The 16,828-nt window shown below is 67.1% G+C and carries 13 protein-coding genes; all 13 read left to right on the top strand.

The genetic code is table 11. The annotated features are described in order from the left end of the window. The 13 genes from ACS04_RS36460 (at position 1) to ACS04_RS21525 (ending at position 16,791) form a co-directional block, all read left to right on the top strand. Positions 1 to 597: an ATP-binding protein gene (locus tag ACS04_RS36460; protein ID WP_078865092.1), complete on the top strand. Its 597-nt coding sequence runs from the start codon at positions 1 to 3 to the stop codon at positions 595 to 597. Positions 598 to 748: 151 nt separating this feature from the next. Next, on the top strand, positions 749 to 1,183 hold the full coding sequence (locus tag ACS04_RS21580; RefSeq protein WP_048478335.1) for an NUDIX hydrolase: 435 nt from the start codon (positions 749 to 751) through the stop codon (positions 1,181 to 1,183). A 39-nt stretch (positions 1,184 to 1,222) separates the two neighbouring features. Continuing rightward, positions 1,223 to 3,109, top strand: a complete 1,887-nt coding sequence (locus ACS04_RS21575) for a radical SAM/SPASM domain-containing protein (protein WP_063839288.1) — start codon at positions 1,223 to 1,225, stop codon at positions 3,107 to 3,109. Next, positions 3,106 to 3,738 (top strand): hypothetical protein, encoded by a 633-nt coding sequence (locus tag ACS04_RS21570; RefSeq protein ID WP_048478334.1) that lies wholly within the window; start codon positions 3,106 to 3,108, stop codon positions 3,736 to 3,738. Before ACS04_RS21575 ends, ACS04_RS21570 begins: the two co-directional genes overlap by 4 nt. Then, positions 3,735 to 4,469, top strand: coding sequence for a hypothetical protein (locus ACS04_RS21565; protein ID WP_048478333.1), 735 nt, complete (start codon positions 3,735 to 3,737; stop codon positions 4,467 to 4,469). The genes ACS04_RS21570 and ACS04_RS21565 overlap by 4 nt, the downstream gene beginning before the upstream one ends. 4 nt (positions 4,470 to 4,473) lie before the next feature. Continuing rightward, a complete protein-coding gene (locus tag ACS04_RS21560) occupies positions 4,474 to 5,121 on the top strand; it encodes a nucleoside/nucleotide kinase family protein (protein ID WP_048478332.1) in 648 nt (215 codons plus the stop codon). Beyond that, positions 5,118 to 6,239 (top strand): protein kinase domain-containing protein, encoded by a 1,122-nt coding sequence (locus ACS04_RS21555; protein ID WP_048478331.1) that lies wholly within the window; start codon positions 5,118 to 5,120, stop codon positions 6,237 to 6,239. Before ACS04_RS21560 ends, ACS04_RS21555 begins: the two co-directional genes overlap by 4 nt. 111 nt (positions 6,240 to 6,350) lie before the next feature. After that, positions 6,351 to 7,262 carry an aKG-HExxH-type peptide beta-hydroxylase gene (locus ACS04_RS21550; protein ID WP_048478330.1) on the top strand — a complete coding sequence of 304 codons (912 nt, stop codon included), beginning with the start codon at positions 6,351 to 6,353 and terminating at the stop codon, positions 7,260 to 7,262. Continuing rightward, entirely contained in the window at positions 7,259 to 8,554 is a 1,296-nt protein-coding gene (locus tag ACS04_RS35370; RefSeq protein WP_053080876.1) for a serine hydrolase domain-containing protein, read from the top strand. Before ACS04_RS21550 ends, ACS04_RS35370 begins: the two co-directional genes overlap by 4 nt. A gap of 905 nt (positions 8,555 to 9,459) precedes the next feature. After that, positions 9,460 to 10,935 carry an ATP-binding protein gene (locus ACS04_RS21540; RefSeq protein ID WP_048478329.1) on the top strand — a complete coding sequence of 492 codons (1,476 nt, stop codon included), beginning with the start codon at positions 9,460 to 9,462 and terminating at the stop codon, positions 10,933 to 10,935. A 48-nt stretch (positions 10,936 to 10,983) separates the two neighbouring features. Further along, the gene (locus ACS04_RS21535) at positions 10,984 to 13,776 is read left to right on the top strand and encodes a Z1 domain-containing protein (protein WP_048478328.1); all 2,793 of its coding nucleotides are present in this window, start codon (positions 10,984 to 10,986) and stop codon (positions 13,774 to 13,776) included. After that, positions 13,773 to 14,780, top strand: coding sequence for a PD-(D/E)XK motif protein (locus ACS04_RS21530; protein WP_048478327.1), 1,008 nt, complete (start codon positions 13,773 to 13,775; stop codon positions 14,778 to 14,780). The genes ACS04_RS21535 and ACS04_RS21530 overlap by 4 nt, the downstream gene beginning before the upstream one ends. Next, positions 14,773 to 16,791 (top strand): AIPR family protein, encoded by a 2,019-nt coding sequence (locus ACS04_RS21525; RefSeq protein WP_048478326.1) that lies wholly within the window; start codon positions 14,773 to 14,775, stop codon positions 16,789 to 16,791. The genes ACS04_RS21530 and ACS04_RS21525 overlap by 8 nt, the downstream gene beginning before the upstream one ends. Positions 16,792 to 16,828: the final 37 nt, after the last annotated feature.

The raw sequence follows: 16,828 nt of genomic DNA, 5'->3' as shown, positions 1-16,828 counted from the left end.
ATGGCAGCGCACCACCAGCTCACGTTCACCGTCACCCGAACGGCAGCCGCCGCCCAGCAGGCACGACACCGCGTCGTGGCCGAGATCCGCTCCTGGGGCATACGGCTCGACGCGGAGGCACTGTCCGGAATCGAGCTGGCTGCTGGCGAGCTGATCACCAACGCCGTGCGCCACACCGCGTGGGGGCCGGTCACCGTCAGCGTCTACCGGGAGGGGCCTGTGCTTGCGGTCGAGGTGCATGACGCTACGAAGGCGCTGCCGCGACCGGAGCCCTTGAGCGGGAGCGCCGAGTCCGGGCGCGGTCTGTATCTCGTATCCGTGCTCGCCGACCGCCACGGTGCCGATCTGACGGCGACGGGCAAGCGCTGCTGGGCGGAGTTCGATCTGCCCCGCAGTGCGGGTGATCGACCGACAGATCAGGACAGCCGTCGTGATCGGCGTCTGCCCCACGACCATGCCGGCGACGTGGCTGATCGGGCGGTGACGAGGGTTCGTGCACCGGCAGCTGGAGCGCCATCGCACACCCGAACGAGGGCCAGGCGCCGGACTGTAACCCCGGCAGCAGGGCGGCCCTTTGCGGGCCAGCCCATCGACTGAATAGCGCTGATTTGACAGCAAGTTGGGGGCCTAGACTCGTGGGCTTCCCCGGGACACCGACTTTCGCGGTCGACCACGGGACAAGCAGCCCCCGGCCCTCTACGGGGCCGGGCCCACGAATCAGCTCCTGTACCAAGTGGAGGTTTTCGCTATGCCCGAGAAGGTCACGAAGGAAAAGGTCCTCGTCTACGTCGTGCGCGACGGACGCCTGCTGGTGTTCCGCCACACCGACTACTCCTACGAGGAGGTCGGCATCCAGGTGCCTGCGGGCAGCATCCGCCCCGGTGAGACCCCGGAGGTGGCCGCTCTGCGTGAGGCCCGCGAGGAGACCGGCCTGTCGGACTTCAAGATCGTCCGCAAGCTCGGCGAGACCGAGTACGACATCAGTCCGTACCGGTTCGAGATCCAGCACCGGCATGTCTTCCACCTGGAGCTCACCGAGCCGACCCCGGAGCGGTGGATGAGCCAGGAGGACCACGACGGCGAGCAGGAGCCGACTCACTTCGAGTGCTTCTGGATCCCGCTGGAGGCCGCGCACATTCTCCAGTCCGGCCAGGGCGCCCTGCTGGGGTGTTTGTCCGACTAGCCATTCATCCGGTCACGGCAGCATAGGAGGGGGCAGCCGATGAACCTCAGCACAGAACAGCGCCACACGATCGACGGGCTCTACCGGAGCCTGGACGCCGATGACACCGGCACCGCGGTGTCGGTCATCGTCAAGACGCGCGGCGAGACGTGCGACATCGACTGCCTCTATTGCTACGAGAAGCGCAAGGAGGCCCCCGGGGGTGCCAGGGTCAGCGCCGACCAGATCAGGCGCCTCGCCAGCATCTTCAAGGGCCGCAAGCTCGCCGTCGAACTCCACGGCGGCGAGCCCCTGACGGCCGGGCGGAAGCACATCGGCGAGATCCTGGCGGAGCTGTCCGGCCTGCCGCAGGTCGTCCGCGTCAGCCTGCAGACCAACGGTGTCCTGCTCGACGCCGACTGGCTCGACATGTTCGACACCCTCTGCCCGGACCTCCGGATCGGCATCTCCCTCGACGGTGACGCCCAGGGCAACGCCTGGCGCGTCGGCTACGACGGCAAGCCCGTGTATCCGCGCGTCGCCGCTACCCTGAACCTGCTCGCAGAGCGGGGCCGGAGCGTCGGTGTGATCGCCGCGGTGACCCCGGCCGTGCTGGACCGCGCTGAAGAGGTGCTGGACCACCTCGCCGGCTTCGGTTCGGTCAACGCGATCAGCTTCGTACCCTGCTTCGACTCCACAATCCGCCGCTCCACGGCCCTGCGGAGCAGGCGCAAGTCGGCCAGCCGACTGCTTCAGCAGGCTGCCGTGAACGCAGCCGATGGCCCGGCCTGGGCGATCCATCCCGACGAGTACGCCCAGTTCGTCCTTGCCGCCACCGCTCACTGGATCACCGCCGGACACTTCGCCCGCATCAAGCTGGAACCGGCCGTCTCCACGATCCGACGATTACGGGGTCTGACGACAGGCTTCTGCCATTTCTCCGACCTCAAGTGCGGCCACGTCTTCACCCTCTACCCCGATGGCCGCCTCGGGAGCTGCGACGAACTTCCCTGGCCCCAGGCCCGCCTCACCCAGTTGGAGTCCACGGCCGACGAGCGCGAGGTGGTCCACGCCCAGCAGAACTCCCTCCTCTTGGACCAGGGCAAAGCCCTGATGGACAAGTGCACGACCTGCGACTACCGCACCACCTGCGGCGGAGGATGCATCGCCACCCGCTGGCGCCAGGACCCGAACAATGATCACGACGCGTACTGCGACTACCGCATGCGGATGATCGACGGCGTCGCCGCACTGCTGGCCCAGCCCGCGCACCCCGCCGGCGCCTGGTGCCAGAGCCTGCGCTGGCGCCCCCGCACCCCGAACAGCGTGCGCGACGTGAACGCCTTCCTGACCAGCTGGGACACCCCCAACCTCGTCGGCAACGAAGTCAGGCTGCACACCAGTGAGCACGGCAACATCAACACCTTGGGCCTCGCCGGTATCCACGAAGCCGACGATCTCACCCCAGCCCACCCGATGTGGCATGCGGCTATCGAACCCGGCGTATGGCCGTTGGTCGACACGGTCACCCGAGTCTGGGGGCTCGTCACGTACGACAGCTGCCAGGGCCACCAGTACACCGGCGTGGACCTGGCCCCGACGGGTCTGCGCATCGGGCTCCTCCCCCGCGACCGCCAGGAGTACGCCCGTATTGCTGCGGCACTGTGCCGTGCCGCCACCTTCGCAAGCGCCCTCCTGCCCGCGGGCATCGAGGTCAACGTCGGCCGCTCGGAGCTCACCTGCGAGAACACGGGCACCACCACCCCGGTCCTCGACCTGAGCCTGGACCCCGGCTCCGGTCAGGGGTGGGACGGCTACTTCGCCCGCCTGAACGAGGCCACCGCTATGTTGGCCGCAGCCCTCGACGCCGAGCGCCCCAAGGCCGAATCCGTGTGCGCCTGCCCGCTGCCGGTGTTGCCGCAAGCCCCCGAGGGGGTGCTGCGATGAAGCCCGGCGACACGGTCACCATCCACCAGCTCCTGGGCCGCATCGCCTACTTCCACACCCTGTTCATCGAACCCGCCCTCACCTCCAGCAAGCAGCCCAGAGCGGGCAAGGCCTGCTGCAACCACATGAACACCACGGGATGCCGACAACCAGACGTCGGCACCGTGCTGGCAAGTACCGCTTGGGCCGTCCTCGACGAGATCGCGGCCAGCCTCGGCGAGCACCTTCGCCTCTGCCCGGACTCCGACCACAAGTGCTGCGCGACCTGCCACATCGCAGCCTCCGGCGCCGCCATCGCCCAGGCATGGACAGTCGCCGAACACAACGCGTACGGCCTGCCGCTACCCACGGACCCCCTCGTACGGGCCTGCCGCACCACAGCCGCAACCCGTCTCGCCCTCGTCTTCACCCAGCAGCACGGGGCCTCGTGCGGCGCCTTGGCCCAGGCCGAGACACCTGACGCTGACCTCCTGCCCGACAGCGGCGCCCTGCCGTTGACCGGAGAACTGCTCGCCCTGTGGCACGACCCGCTGGCCGCCACCCGCAGCCCGGTCGTCAGCTGGCTCAACCACTGCACGGACCTGAACGACATCCACCGCGTGCTCCAGCAAGGGGGAACCACGAAGTGATCCACATTGCCGAGACCGTCGGCGTCGGAAGCATCGAGAACTTCCTCAGCAACGCCGAGCGGACCCAGCTCGCCGACCTCATGAACGACGTCCTGACCAGCGGCGGAACCAGCCGCTTCGGTGGCGAGCGCCGTACGTCAATCCACGAAATCCCCGGCCACAGCCCCGAAGAGGCCATGGCCGTCTACGAGCCGGCCGGACGCGTCGAGATCCCCTCGATCCCCGAAGCCGCCGAGAAGCTCCTGGGTGATGCCTTCGAACGCGCTCGCCCGGCGTTCTCCCGCGTCATGCCCTCGATCACCCTGTGCCGCCCGTGGACGTACGTCGAGTACGGCGTGGGCCAGCACATCACCAGCCACCTCGACGGCATCGCCCCCGACCCGCTCGCCTGGCCCCGCCAGATCGCCGGCATCAGCGTCGTGATCACCCAGGCCGACGCCGGAGGCGCCTTCTACGTCGAGACCACTTCCAGCGACCGCCTGTGGAACGGCAAGGCCCCCGATGCCGCCTCGAATGGCTACGAGGAGGGCATGTGGCTGGCCCACGACGGAGCCGACAACTCCGCGACCTGGTTTCAGCAGATGCCCCGTACCCGCTGGAGTGTCGCCCCGGCTCCCGGAACGGCCCTGCTGTACGGCTCCCAGCTCGCGCACGGAACCCTCCCGGTCATGTCCGGTCGGGTCGCCAAGTTCATCAGCTGGCTCATCGCCGAGCCCACCACGGCCGGGTGAACGCGTGCTCCTGGCCTTGGAAGGCATAGCCGGCGCCGGAAAGAGCACCCTCCGAGACCGGCTCCTAGCCGCCGCCCACGCCGAGGGCATCCCCCTCAGCCACATCGGCCAGTTCTCCTGGCTCTCCCACCCGGCCACTCGCACGCTGACCCGTCTGCGGGCCGGGCACGGGGGCGACGAGCAGGAGGCCATCGAGGCCGCCGCCCGGGACCTGGCCCTGCACTCCCGCTTCAACATCGCCGTCGCCCTCACCGAGGGCCCGGTCCTCGCCGACCGGCTCACCCTCTCCACCGCCTGCTTGCTCGCCCTGCTCCACCGGCAGCACGTCGACACGTACGTCGAGCGTCTCGCCGAGCAAACCGAGGCCCGTCCGCAGCTGACCGTTCTGCTGACCACCGAGCCTGACATCTGCCACGACCGCATCACTCGACGTGCGACAGAGCGTCGCTTCACCGAACAGCCCGAGGCCGCCGCCCGGCTGGCCGACCTCTATAACGAGGCCGCCGACGCCTGGGCGAAGGCCACGGGCCTGCCCGTACTGAAGCACCCCTGCACGACCCATGCCGACCTCGAAGCTCTGGTGAACGCCTGCATGAAGGACCTCCGCTCGGCCGGCAGCCCCACGGCCACGAACAAGGGAGCGAGCCGATGAACCTGCACCCGATGCATCCCGCAGCCTGGGTCCTCGATCAGCTCCGCACGGACGGCTGGCACATCAACGACCTCCTCGCGTTCACGCGGGCCAGCACCCTGGTCAGAGCGAGCCGCCCCGGCCAGGAGGGCGTCGTACTGAAGGCGGGCTTCGGCAGCAACCACGTCCTGGCCGAGCTCGACCCCAGCGAGAGGCCCGCCGCGTACGGCTTCTACTGGTACGCGCAGATGACGGAGACCGAACGCGCCCTCACCCGCGAAGACTTTCGCCACGAGGCGGAGCTGACCGCCGCCGCCGGAGGAGCCGATCACATCGTCCCGCTGTTGGAACAGGGCAGCTCGGGGCGGTTCGACTGGTACACCATGCCGCACTGCGACGGCGGGAACTTCCGGGCCTTCATGGCCACGTCCAAGGACACCGGCAAGGGTCTCAGCATCCTCGCCGACGTCGCCGACGGCCTGAGCAACCTGCACCAGCGCGGAATCGTCCACCGCGACGTCTACCAGGAGAACATCCTCATCGACCAGGGCCGGGGCCTGATCACCGACCTTGGAGCCGCCCGCCGTCTGTCCACCCCGCGCGGGCCGGAACACCGCGGCCCCGAGGTCCACTGGCCGCCGGAGTACCTCACCGGCTACCACGAGGCCGCCCCGGCAGCCGACGTGTTCAGCCTCGGTGTCCTCGTCTACCGATACCTGTGCGCGGACATCCCCCGCCTGGCCGGCCACCCGAAGCTGCCCCTCGTCCCGGAGCCCCTGCGAGGCGTCGTGACCGCCGCGCTGTCCGACGGCGTGGGCGACCGGCCCGCGATGAACGACCTGCGCTTCGCGCTCCGCACCGCGGCCGACCTGCACCAGCGCTTACAACGCGAGGGAGCCCTCATGCCCAGAGCGAGATCTCCGCCTTTTAGCCGGCACCACAGCACAGGAAGCGGAACAAGCCGAAGCCAACGAGACCGAAAGGCGGAACACCTCATGAACCAGGACCGCATCACCGACTTCCTCGCCAACGTCGAGGACCTGCGCGGCGAGGACGAGACCGTCCGTACCACCGCCCACACCTCCAGCGTCTCGGCCGAGGGCTGGCCGGCGGCCGAGGCGGAGACCACCACCGCCTGAACACCCGTAGCCGCCCGGCGCACTGAGCGCCGCTGGTGAACACCCCCGGGGCCGGGCCGCCAGCACCTGCGGCCCGGCCCCGGGCCCACCACCGAACAGGAGAGCCGCCTCATGCACACCCTCGCCGCCCTCTTCGACCTCCGGCCGATCGACCACCTACACCACGAGCGCACGCAGCGAATCCACGCGGTCATCCGCCCCGGAGCCCAGGCGCATCAGTCCATTACCAGTACGGGAGCCGACTACTGCCTGGCCCACCACGCCCTCGAAGGAGCCGAAGCCGCCGCCCGCGCCGGCGATGCCTCGACCTTCGACTGGTACGTCGCCCACCCCGACGCGGGTGCCACCACGGGCTCCGTCCCCACAGTGGTCGGCGCCCGCGTGGTCATCGCGCCCACACTCGCCGACCTGCCCCGATCCGCGATCTCCGAGACCCCCTACTACGTCCTGGGCCCTGGTACCGAACCCGCTCAGCCTCACCTGAGCAACCTCGCGGCCGACGCCTACGCCAGCGCTGCACGAGCGGGCTTCGGCGACCTGCTCGCCGCGCACGCCGTCGTCCTGTGCCTGCTGCGGACGAAGAACCTCAGCGAGACCCTCGATAGCTGGACCATCAGCCGCCTGCCCGGCACGGTCTTCATGGACCACGTCGACGACCCGGTCGTCCTGGCCCGCGACCTGATCCACGAGGCCGGGCACAACTGGCTGAACGACGCGCTCGCGGCAACGGCATGCAAGATCAGCGACACCGCCCACTTCCACTCCCCGTGGAAGCAGACGATGCGGCCGGCGTTCGGCTTCCTCCACGCCTGCTGGGCGTTCCCGCTCACCATGTTGTTCACCGCCCAAGCGCTGAACAGCACCACGGGAGACCTGCACCGGTTCCTGACCGCGTACCTCGACCAGCAACGAAGCCTCCTCGCCAGCACGGCGCCCGATCACGCCCGCGCTCTGGAGCTGATCCGCGACGACGGTCTCCGCCACCGCCTCGCTGCCGCCCACCACCAGGCCCTCGCCCTGTGAACGCGCCCCGCGACGAGCAGCCTGGCCTGTCCCTGCTGCTCCACCGGCCAGGCGAAGAGCCCACCATCCTCCACACCGGTCTGGCCAGCCTCGAACACGGACTGCCCATCGGACCAGACACCACCTTCAACGTCGGCTCGGTCGCGAAGCAGATCACCGCCCACCTGATCCTGCTCGCGGCGCATGACGATCTCCTGCACCTGGACCAGCAGGCCGCGGACCTGCTGCCCCGGCTCAAGATCAGCGATGTCACCGTCGCGGACCTGGTCACCCATCGATCGGGCATACGCGACGCCGAGTCCCTGCTCTCCCTCGCTGGCTTCCGTGAACTCGACCACTACACGGCAGACGACCTGCGAACCCTCGCCTACCGCCAAGACCAGCGCGCCGTCCCCAAAGGCCGCTTCCTCTACAGCAACACCAACTACCTCCTCTTGGCCGAGATCCTCGAAACGGTCCACCACACCACGCTGCCCGAACTCGCCCGACACCGCGTTTTCGGCCCACTCGGCATGCACACCACCCACTTCAAGACCGACCCGCACCAGGTCATCCCCGGAGCGACATCCGCCTACCAGGCCGCCCACAACGACTGGTGGCACACAGAGGCGCCAGTCACGCTGCCCGGCCCGGGAACCCTGTGGACCACCGCCAGCGACCTCAACCGATGGCTCGCCCACCTTCGCCAGTACTGGCAGTGTGAACACCAGCTCCCCTGGCAGAACGCCCTCGCCTACCACCCCAGCGACCACCAGCCGTACCTTTACGGACCCGGCCTCTACGCCGACACCCGTCCTGGCCGAGTCGGCGTCTTCCACTACGGACACGAACAAGGGTTCTCCGCCGCGACTCACCTGGACGCGACGGGGCTGCGGGTTATCTGCCTGTCTAACAACGCCGACATCGCCGCCGACTACATCACCGCAGCCATCCTGCGGGGCCTCGGAGAACATCCGGAGCTGGACCCCAAGGTTGTCCTCCGCACAGCCGCGACCTTGCGCCCGGAGCCCAAGGTCGCGGCCCGCACCCAGCATGCCAACGGCAACCGCGGCCCGGAGGTCGAACTCGGTACGTTCTCCTGCGACCAGGCCCCCGGCAGCCTGCGGCTGACCCGGAGCGCCGGCACCCTCCACCTGTGGCGCCGAGGAACCCAAGACCAACTCACCCAAACGGGGCCAGCGGCGTACGTCGGCAACGGCTACACGCTCACCCTGACCGGCAGCGCGGACCAGGTGCACAGCTTCACCCTCGACCTCGACCGCGCCCCCGGACTGGCCTACGTCCGCCGGTAGCCATCGATTACGAGGCTGCTTCCCGACCCCACCACCTCGGACCGGTGGAGAAGCGAACTGGAGAAACTACCCATGTCTGACCGCTTGGTGATTCCTGGAATCGAGGCGTTTACGCGCGAAGGTCTACCCGCGCCCGCCCAGACCGATGACCGGAACCCATGGGTGGACGGGGTCTGCTGGCTGTACTGCGGGCAACGCTGGACACGCGTCTTATGGATCGGACCAGCGAGTGTTGCGGGCATGCAGGCGCCGATGTTCGCGTGCAGCCCCTGCATCGCCGAACTCCATCAGCGGGTGTGGCGATCTCTGCGCATCAGCGACGAACCTGACCGCCCCAGCCCCCACACGAGGCACCTCGAAGAGGATGAGCACGGCAGCCCCCGTGGCGGCCGCCACCGCGCCCGCAGCAGATTCCTGCGCTCATGACAGCACCCATGTCAACTGAGGCATTCCGCTGGAATCTTGGCGCTGATGGGGGAGTCGCCCGCTCGCCTCCAGTCCCTGAGAACGTACCCACCGCGGGGGAAGCACATCTATGAACTCCGGGTCGCCACCCGGCTTGGCCAAGCCCCTGTTGATTCACCATGACCCGCTCCATGCCCAACAGGGGGCCAGCCCCCTCAGCATGTCCTTCATCCATGGCAGCCCGTGTCACCAACGGCGTTATGGCGAACGGGACCTGGGCTGAACAGGCCTCCAGCGGCAACTCTGCTCAAAGATCACCTACGCCCGACCAGCCCCTTTCGGTAGCATGCTCCGAACGGGGGATTTCGGCTGACGTGGGACGAGTAGCAGCGCACTCACCACACGAAGCCCGAGCAGTCCTGCCACGTGCCGCTTCGCAGAGCACACAGACGAATCGACCACACAGGACTGACCGGGTGCACCGGGTACGGAGCGTGAAGATGGACTTCGACGTTGCCGCGCCCGACCCTGCCGGCATGGTGGCGTCGCTCAGTTCGCTCGGCTACTCGCTTCCCGCCGCCGTCGCAGATCTTGTGGACAACAGCGTCTCCGCAGAGGCCAAGAACATCGACGTCGACTTCACGTGGGACGGACAGGGCTCCTGGATCTCAGTGACGGACGACGGCAAGGGGATGACGGAGCCCGAGCTTGTGACCGCCATGACGGTGGCGGCCCGCGGCCCATCCGCCGATCGGAGTGCCATGGATCTCGGTCGTTTCGGTGTGGGGTTGAAGTCCGCCTCGTTCTCCCAGTGCCGCAAGCTCACCGTAGCCACAGCCAAGGACGGGATCTGGCACGTTCGGACGTGGGACCTCGGTGTCGTGGAGCACTACAAGGAGTGGCGGCTACTCCGTGACCCCGGCGACACAACCTCGTCCCTCCTGCGTCGGATCGCGGGAAGCATGCAGCACGGGACCGTCGTCCTGTGGGAGCAGCTCTCCGGCTACCACAACACCGCCGTGGCCGGCGACGACGAAAAGACGCAGGCCCAGTTCTACGCGGAGGTGGAGCGTACCGAAGCCCACCTCTCGATGGTCTTCGCGCGTTTCCTGAAGCGTCCGGTCCGGTGCCGGATCCGGGTGCGCGGCTCCGACCTCTCCCCGTGGGACCCGTTTCTGTCTACGCACCCGTCGGTACAGCGGATCCCCTGGGAGCCTTTGCCGTTGGGATCGCAGTCGGTGCGCGTGGAGCCCTTCATCCTCCCCACGGCACAGCGTCTCTCGGAGGCCGAATACGAGTCGGCTGCCGGGCAGAGGGGATGGCTGGGGCAACAGGGGTTCTACGTCTACCGCCGTGATCGCCTGATTCTGGCCGGTGACTGGCTGGGGATCCGCGGCCTGAAGCGCGAAGAGAAGTACAACCTCGCGCGGATCGCCGTGGACATCCCTGCGGAGGCCGACGCGGACTGGGGCGTGGACGTGCGCAAAGCGAGCGTGATTCCCCCCGTCTCCTTGCGCCGTCACCTGGAAAGGATCGCCAGGTACACCCGCGAGGCGGCCTCCCGTTCCGCACGACAGCGTGGTCAGGTGGTGTCGCGGGCGCACGGTGACCCCCTGAGGTTTGCCTGGAATGTGAAGCGTCACGACGGCCGGATCACTCTGCGTATCAACAGAAAACACCCCTTGGTGAAGGCAGCGATGGATGACCGAGGGGGCAATCCGGAAGTCGTCCGCTCGATGCTCCGCCTTCTTGAGGAGACGGTCCCGGTCACGGCGCTCCGCATGCTCCACGAGACCGACACGGTCGACGACCCCGAACCCTTCGGCGGTCCAGGGCCAGCCGCTCCCGAGACCGTCGACATCGCTCGCCGGGTGTACGAGGCGCTCTTGGAGCAGGGCCGCTCCCCTGAGGACGCCCGGGGAGTACTCGGCTCTATGCCTCCCTTCGACGAGCAACAGGGCTTCTGGAACTCCTGACCCATCTGGTAGCCCCACTCCCAACCGACCCGGCCGCTGGAGGTCGCTGTGAGCACCACCCCCGAAGACAGTCTCGAGAAGGCCGAACAGACCGCGTTGCTGCTCCTGCCGGGTGACCGCCAGGCAACGCCGGCCGAGGTGGACTTCGCCGTGAACACCGCGGTCAGCATCCTTGCTGCCCAGGGGATCACCGTGGAACGGGACCAGGTGCGAAAGGTGCTCGAGGCCCGAGCTTCCGTGTTCCAGGCTGATTCCTCCGCCATGACGAACGACGAGGGCCACGTGGCCTGGCTCGCCGACGCGAAGGCAGACCGGGAGTGGGACTTCTGGGACCGCTACCGGCGCTACCTCCTGAGTGTGTCCAAGCTCCCGACGCAGGTCGTGCGCCGCCTTGACCAGAGCACCGACGACGTTCTCGGTGAACTGGAAGACCCTCAGCGAGAAGGCATCTGGCGCAGGACCGGGCTCGTGATCGGACAGGTACAGTCCGGTAAGACGGGGCAGTTCATCGGGCTCGCCGCGAAGGCAGCCGACGCCGGCTACCGGCTCATCGTGGTGTTCGCAGGGATCCACAACGACCTGCGCAGCCAGACCCAGCTCCGTATCGACGAGGGACTTCTCGGGTTCGACACCCAGTACCAGTTCCGCTCGGACGACGACGCGCATCGTCACATCGGTGTTGGCGCTATGTCGCATCACGGCAAGCGGCTGAAGGCCGCGTCGCTCACCACCAGTCACGAAAAGGGGGACTTCGCCCGGAAGACGGCGGTCTCCGCGAACGTGCCGGTGGGTAGTGTCCCAGTTGTCCTCGTGGTCAAAAAGAACCGTCGGATCATCGACAACCTGCGCGACTGGGTCATCGACAACCACGGCGTGGAGGACCCGGAATCCGGCCGGATGGTCGTTCCCGACCTTCCTTTGTTCGTGATCGACGACGAAGCCGACAACGCCGGGGTGAACACCTCCAAGGACCCGGACACCAACCCGTCGGCGATCAACAAGGCCATCAGGCGGCTGGTCAACAGCTTCACAAAGGCGTCCTACGTCGGCTACACCGCGACTCCCTTCGCGAATATCTACATCAACCCCGACACAGACGATGCCGAACTGGGCCCCGACCTCTTCCCGGAGAGTTTCATCCGCACCTTGCGGGCGCCGTCAAACTACCTCGGTCCCGAGCGTCTCTTCGGTCTGCAGACCGACGGCGACGAGGAGGACATCGAGCCCCTGCCGCTTATAAGGCACATCAAGGACACGGACCTCTGGGTGCCGGACAAGCACAAGTCCCACCTCCAGGTTCCCGACTTCCTTCCGGAGTCGCTCCAGCGCGCCATCCGGTCCTTCGTTCTGACCTGTGCGGCACGCCGAGCGCGCGGGCAGGTCGCAGTCCACAATTCCATGTTGGTGCACGTGACGCGCTTCACCGCTGTGCAGCAACAGGTCCGCGACCAAATCGACGCCCATGTACGCCTGCTGTTCGACGTTCTCCAGGACCGGTTCAGCAGCGCACGTGAAGAACTCGAGGAAGAGCTGCGGCAACTCTGGGAGGAGGACTTCGTCCCCTGCACCGAGGACATGACTGGTGACAGGCTCGACTGGGAGGAAGTCGAAGCTCATCTCCATGCCGCCCTCGCGAAGATCACCGTCATGGCCGTCAACGGTGCGGCGAAGGACGCCCTCCAGTACTACGAGCGCCGGGAGACCGGCTTGTCAGTCATCGCCGTAGGCGGCGAGAAGCTCTCCCGCGGTCTGACCCTCGAAGGGCTGTCGGTCAGCTACTACCTGCGTGCCTCCAAGACGTACGACACCTTGTTGCAGATGGGACGTTGGTTCGGCTACCGCCCTCGCTACGAAGACCTGTGTCGGCTGTACACGACACGTACGCTGCAGCGCCAGTACGCGGAGATCACTGCCGCCACAGACGAACTCCGGCGCGACGTCGAGGAGATGTCCGCGGTTGGACTTACCCCCCGCGAGTACGGTCTCAAGGTCAGAACCTCGTCGCTAGGCCTCGGTATCACGGCGTCCAACAAGATGAGGCAGGGTACACGTGTCCGCCTCAGCTACTCTGGTGAGCTTCCCGAGACGACCATCTTCGACCTCTCCGAGAAGGTGGTCCGTAGCAACCACGAGCTGCTGGAGTCGTTTGTCACACGCCTCGATGCGCACTCCGCCAGGGAGGTGGACGAGCGGAGCGGGACCATTGTCTGGAGCGGCGTCGCATCCTCCGACGTCACCGAAGGTTTCCTCGACTCCTACCTCACCGACCGACAGGCCCAACGGGTGCGGCCGGCATTCATCGCAGAGTACGTACGCCAGTGCGCCAAACAGGGTGAGCTGGGCAACTGGACGATCCGTCTGGCGAGCCGACTGCCCAAGGGAGCTCCGGCCGAGATCGCAGGCCATTCTGTCGGCCTCATCACGCGCAGCCACTCCAGGTCCTCGGACGTCGTTTCCGGCCGCTACACGATCAAGCGTGTACTCAGCCCTGCCGACGAGCTCCGCGACCTGACCCCGGAACAGCTCAAGCGTGCCCTGGAAGCCACGCAGGAAGCCGCGAAGGGGAAGCTCAACAGGAAGGGGGAACCGCTCGATCCGGACACCCCCCGCGGCCGGCCTTTGCGTCACCAGCGCCGCCCTGATCAGCCGTTGCTCCTGCTCTATCCCCTCAGCCCTGCCGAGGTGGCCAAGTCGTCGGGAAGCCCCGAGCCGGTCGCTCCGCTGGTCGGGTTCGCAATCAGCTTCCCGTTCTCCCGCCACCAGTTGAAGACTGAGTACGTGGTGAACGACATCTGGTTCAAGCAGGACATGGAGTTCGACGACTTCGAGGACGAAGAGTGATCGACGAGAGTGTGTGGCAGGAGCTGGAAGCTCACCAGCAGACCCCGGGGAGGTCCACCCGGCGGCTCTACCCCGACTCCCCACACGACATCCAGGTGTCGGTGACGCACCCCGCCCTCCGGCGGATGCTGCTGCTCGGCACTGACGCCAGGACCGCTGACACCGTACGTCAGGAGATCCAACAGCTGCCGGCCACACGTGGCCTGCAGCTGAACCTGTCGTCGGTGTCCGGCAACCAGTACGAGCTCCAGGTCATGCTCACTGACGACGAACTCACGGAGGTGTTCACCCCGCTCGTCTCCGACATCGCAGAGGTGGTGCGGGACTCACCGACCACCGAGACGGCGGCGGAGGCTGCGGTTCGTCGCTACGTCGGGTGGCAGCAGCTGCTGCGCTCTGTGTCACGCGAGGGCCTGTCCCGACAGGCTCGGTGCGGCCTCTTCGGCGAACTCCACTTCCTCCTCGAGTACGTATTGCCGACTGTCGACCAGCACACAGCTATCAGCTCTTGGACCGGACCCCGCCAGACGAACCAGGACTTTCAGCTGCCTGGCGCTGCGGTCGAGGTGAAGTCGACCACGGTCCGCTCTCCCCGGACGGTGCAGATCGCGAGCGAGCGGCAGCTGGACACGGCCGACTCGACGCCCCTCGCACTGGCCCATGTCGTCCTCGACGACCGGCAGCGGGGGCTCGGCACGAGCCTGAACGGCCTGGTGGACGAGATACGGGCTCGTCTGACCTCACCGTCCGCCTCACAGCGCTTCGAGAGCCTGCTGGTCCAGGCCGGCTATCTGCCGAATCAACGGGACCTCTACGACCACGATCGCTACACCCTGCGTCGCAGCGAGTTCTGGACGGTCGGGGAGGGTTTCCCCCGGATCGTCGAGGCCGCGCTGCCGCCCGGGATCGGCAACTGCACTTACAACATTGACGTGTCGGCCCTGGCCACCCACAGCGTGACCGCCGAAACACTGGTCGACCTGATCCGAGGAACCCATGGCTGAGCACGACGTCCACGAGTACTCCCGCGCGCTGGTCACCGACATCCAGGCGCTGGCGGACGCTGAGGGCGGCTCGATTCCGAACACGTTCACCCAGCACGTACTCGAGATCCTTGAGGAAGCCGGTGTCGTCACCGACGCAGCACTCGCCTACCACTCCTCGCGGGGACTGGAGATCTACGGCTACGGCATGCCTGAGGACGGCTCCAGCCTCGACCTCTACACGACGGACTTCAACCTGACGCCGTCGAGCAGCAAGCTGACCAAGGCCGAGTCCGACAGACTCTTCCGCCGGCTGTTCGCGTTCCTGGGAAAGCACGGGTCAATCCGCCCGAACCAGGAGGACAATACCGACGTGCACGACATGTGCGTCGGTGTGGAGAAGGCGTTGTCGAGCGTTCCGAAGATCCGCCTCTTCCTCCTCAGCAATCGGGTCAGTACGACGAGCGCCCCGGAGCCCTCGGAGTTCGAGGGGATCCCCGTTACCTACGAGCTCTGGGATCTCGCGCGGCTCCACAGGCACGAGACATCCGGGAGTATCGGCGAGCCCATCAAGGTGACTTTCGAGCGTCCCCTTCCCTGCCTGGCAGCTCACAGCGACGAGCCGAACTACTCGGTCGTCCTGGCCGTGATTCCCGGTCGGCAGCTGGCCGAGCTGTACAAGGAGCACCGGACCCGTCTGCTCGAACTGAACGTTCGGTCCTTCCTGCAGACCCGCGGCACTGTAAACAAGGGCATCCGCGACACCCTTCTGAAAGCCCCGGGCCAGTTCCTCGCCTACAACAACGGTGTGACCGCAACCGCCTCGGACGTGGACTTCGAGACCGACGAGGCCGGCCGTCCCATCGCCATCAGGAGCATGACCGGCCTCCAAATCGTCAATGGCGGCCAGACCACCGCCTCACTGCATCACGTCCTGACCCGTGACAAGCGGGACTTGGATGGGGTCCACGTGCAGATGAAGCTCACGATCGTCGATCCCGCCCACCTTTCCGAGATCGTTCCGAGGATCTCCCAGTACTCCAACACCCAGAACAAGGTGACGCTGGTCGACTTCAGCTCGAACCACGAGTTCCACGTCGCCTTCGAACGTGTCTCCCGCAGCCTGTGGGCCCCCGCAACCGACGGCAGCGGCCAGGAGACGCGATGGTTCTACGAGCGGGCACGGGGCCAGTACACCGACAAGTCCGCCGAGTACGAGACGCGCGCCGCCCAGCGCAAGTTCAAGCTGATTACGCCGACGCGACAGAGATTCAGCAAGTCCGACCTGGCCACCTTCGTGCACTCCTGGGAACAGCTCCCGCACTGGGTGAGCCGCGGCGCCCAGAAGAACTTCGCCCACTTCATGGAGCGGATCGAGAAGTCCGATCCCGTCGTGGACGTGCAGTACTGCAAGCGTGCTATCGCCACCTCCCTCCTTTTCCAGGCTGCCGACCGGATCGCCCGTACACACTCGGCTGGTAGCCACAAACGGCTGATCACGACCTACACGGTCGCCCGGCTCTCGCTTGAGGCCAAGAAGAGGATCGACCTCGACAGGATCTGGAACGAACAGGGCACAACAGATGCCCTGAACAGCGCCCTCGACGAACTCTGTCCCTTGATCATGGAAACGGTGATCTCCGGCGACCGGCACGTGTCGGAGTGGGCGAAGAGGCCTGACTGCTGGGACGAGGTTTCCCGCATCGCGTGGACGCTGCCCGCCGCGCTGGCCACCGAGCTCGCGGCTGATCCCTTCGAGATCGGCTCGCCCGAGAGCACCGAGTCGGACGAGGCAGAAGCCGCCGTCGAGGACATCCCCAGCGAGGAGTGGCAAGCTCTGGCGGATTGGGCCCGCGAGGGCCGGGTCCTGCGCTCCGTGGACAGGCAGCTCGCCGACCGCATCGCGCAGCGTCTATCCCAGGGGCGACGGGTGGTCGGGGCCCAGGCCAGGCAGGCGATAGAGGTTTACGAAGATGCTCTGCGGCAGGGGTTCCACCCTGTTCCCACCGACCTTGACCACGAGATGGCGTGAGCGGCGGCAGCCCCGGAACAGCTGGGGCTGCCGCCAC

It is taken from the genome of Streptomyces roseus (genome assembly GCF_001044425.1).
GTDB classification, from domain to species: domain Bacteria; phylum Actinomycetota; class Actinomycetes; order Streptomycetales; family Streptomycetaceae; genus Streptomyces; species Streptomyces roseus.
The sequence above is the reverse complement of the archived record's forward strand: the minus strand, read 5'-3'. Positions and strand labels throughout refer to the sequence as shown.

Excerpts from the sequence above, each read along its gene's own strand:
- ACS04_RS36460 (WP_078865092.1), top strand. The coding sequence starts at position 1 with ATGGCAGCGCACCACCAGCTCACGTTCACCGTCACCCGAACGGCAGCC.
- ACS04_RS21580 (WP_048478335.1), top strand. The coding sequence starts at position 749 with ATGCCCGAGAAGGTCACGAAGGAAAAGGTCCTCGTCTACGTCGTGCGC.
- ACS04_RS21575 (WP_063839288.1), top strand. The coding sequence starts at position 1,223 with ATGAACCTCAGCACAGAACAGCGCCACACGATCGACGGGCTCTACCGG.
- ACS04_RS21570 (WP_048478334.1), top strand. The coding sequence starts at position 3,106 with ATGAAGCCCGGCGACACGGTCACCATCCACCAGCTCCTGGGCCGCATC.
- ACS04_RS21555 (WP_048478331.1), top strand. The coding sequence starts at position 5,118 with ATGAACCTGCACCCGATGCATCCCGCAGCCTGGGTCCTCGATCAGCTC.
- ACS04_RS21550 (WP_048478330.1), top strand. The coding sequence starts at position 6,351 with ATGCACACCCTCGCCGCCCTCTTCGACCTCCGGCCGATCGACCACCTA.
- ACS04_RS21540 (WP_048478329.1), top strand. The coding sequence starts at position 9,460 with ATGGACTTCGACGTTGCCGCGCCCGACCCTGCCGGCATGGTGGCGTCG.
- ACS04_RS21525 (WP_048478326.1), top strand. The coding sequence starts at position 14,773 with ATGGCTGAGCACGACGTCCACGAGTACTCCCGCGCGCTGGTCACCGAC.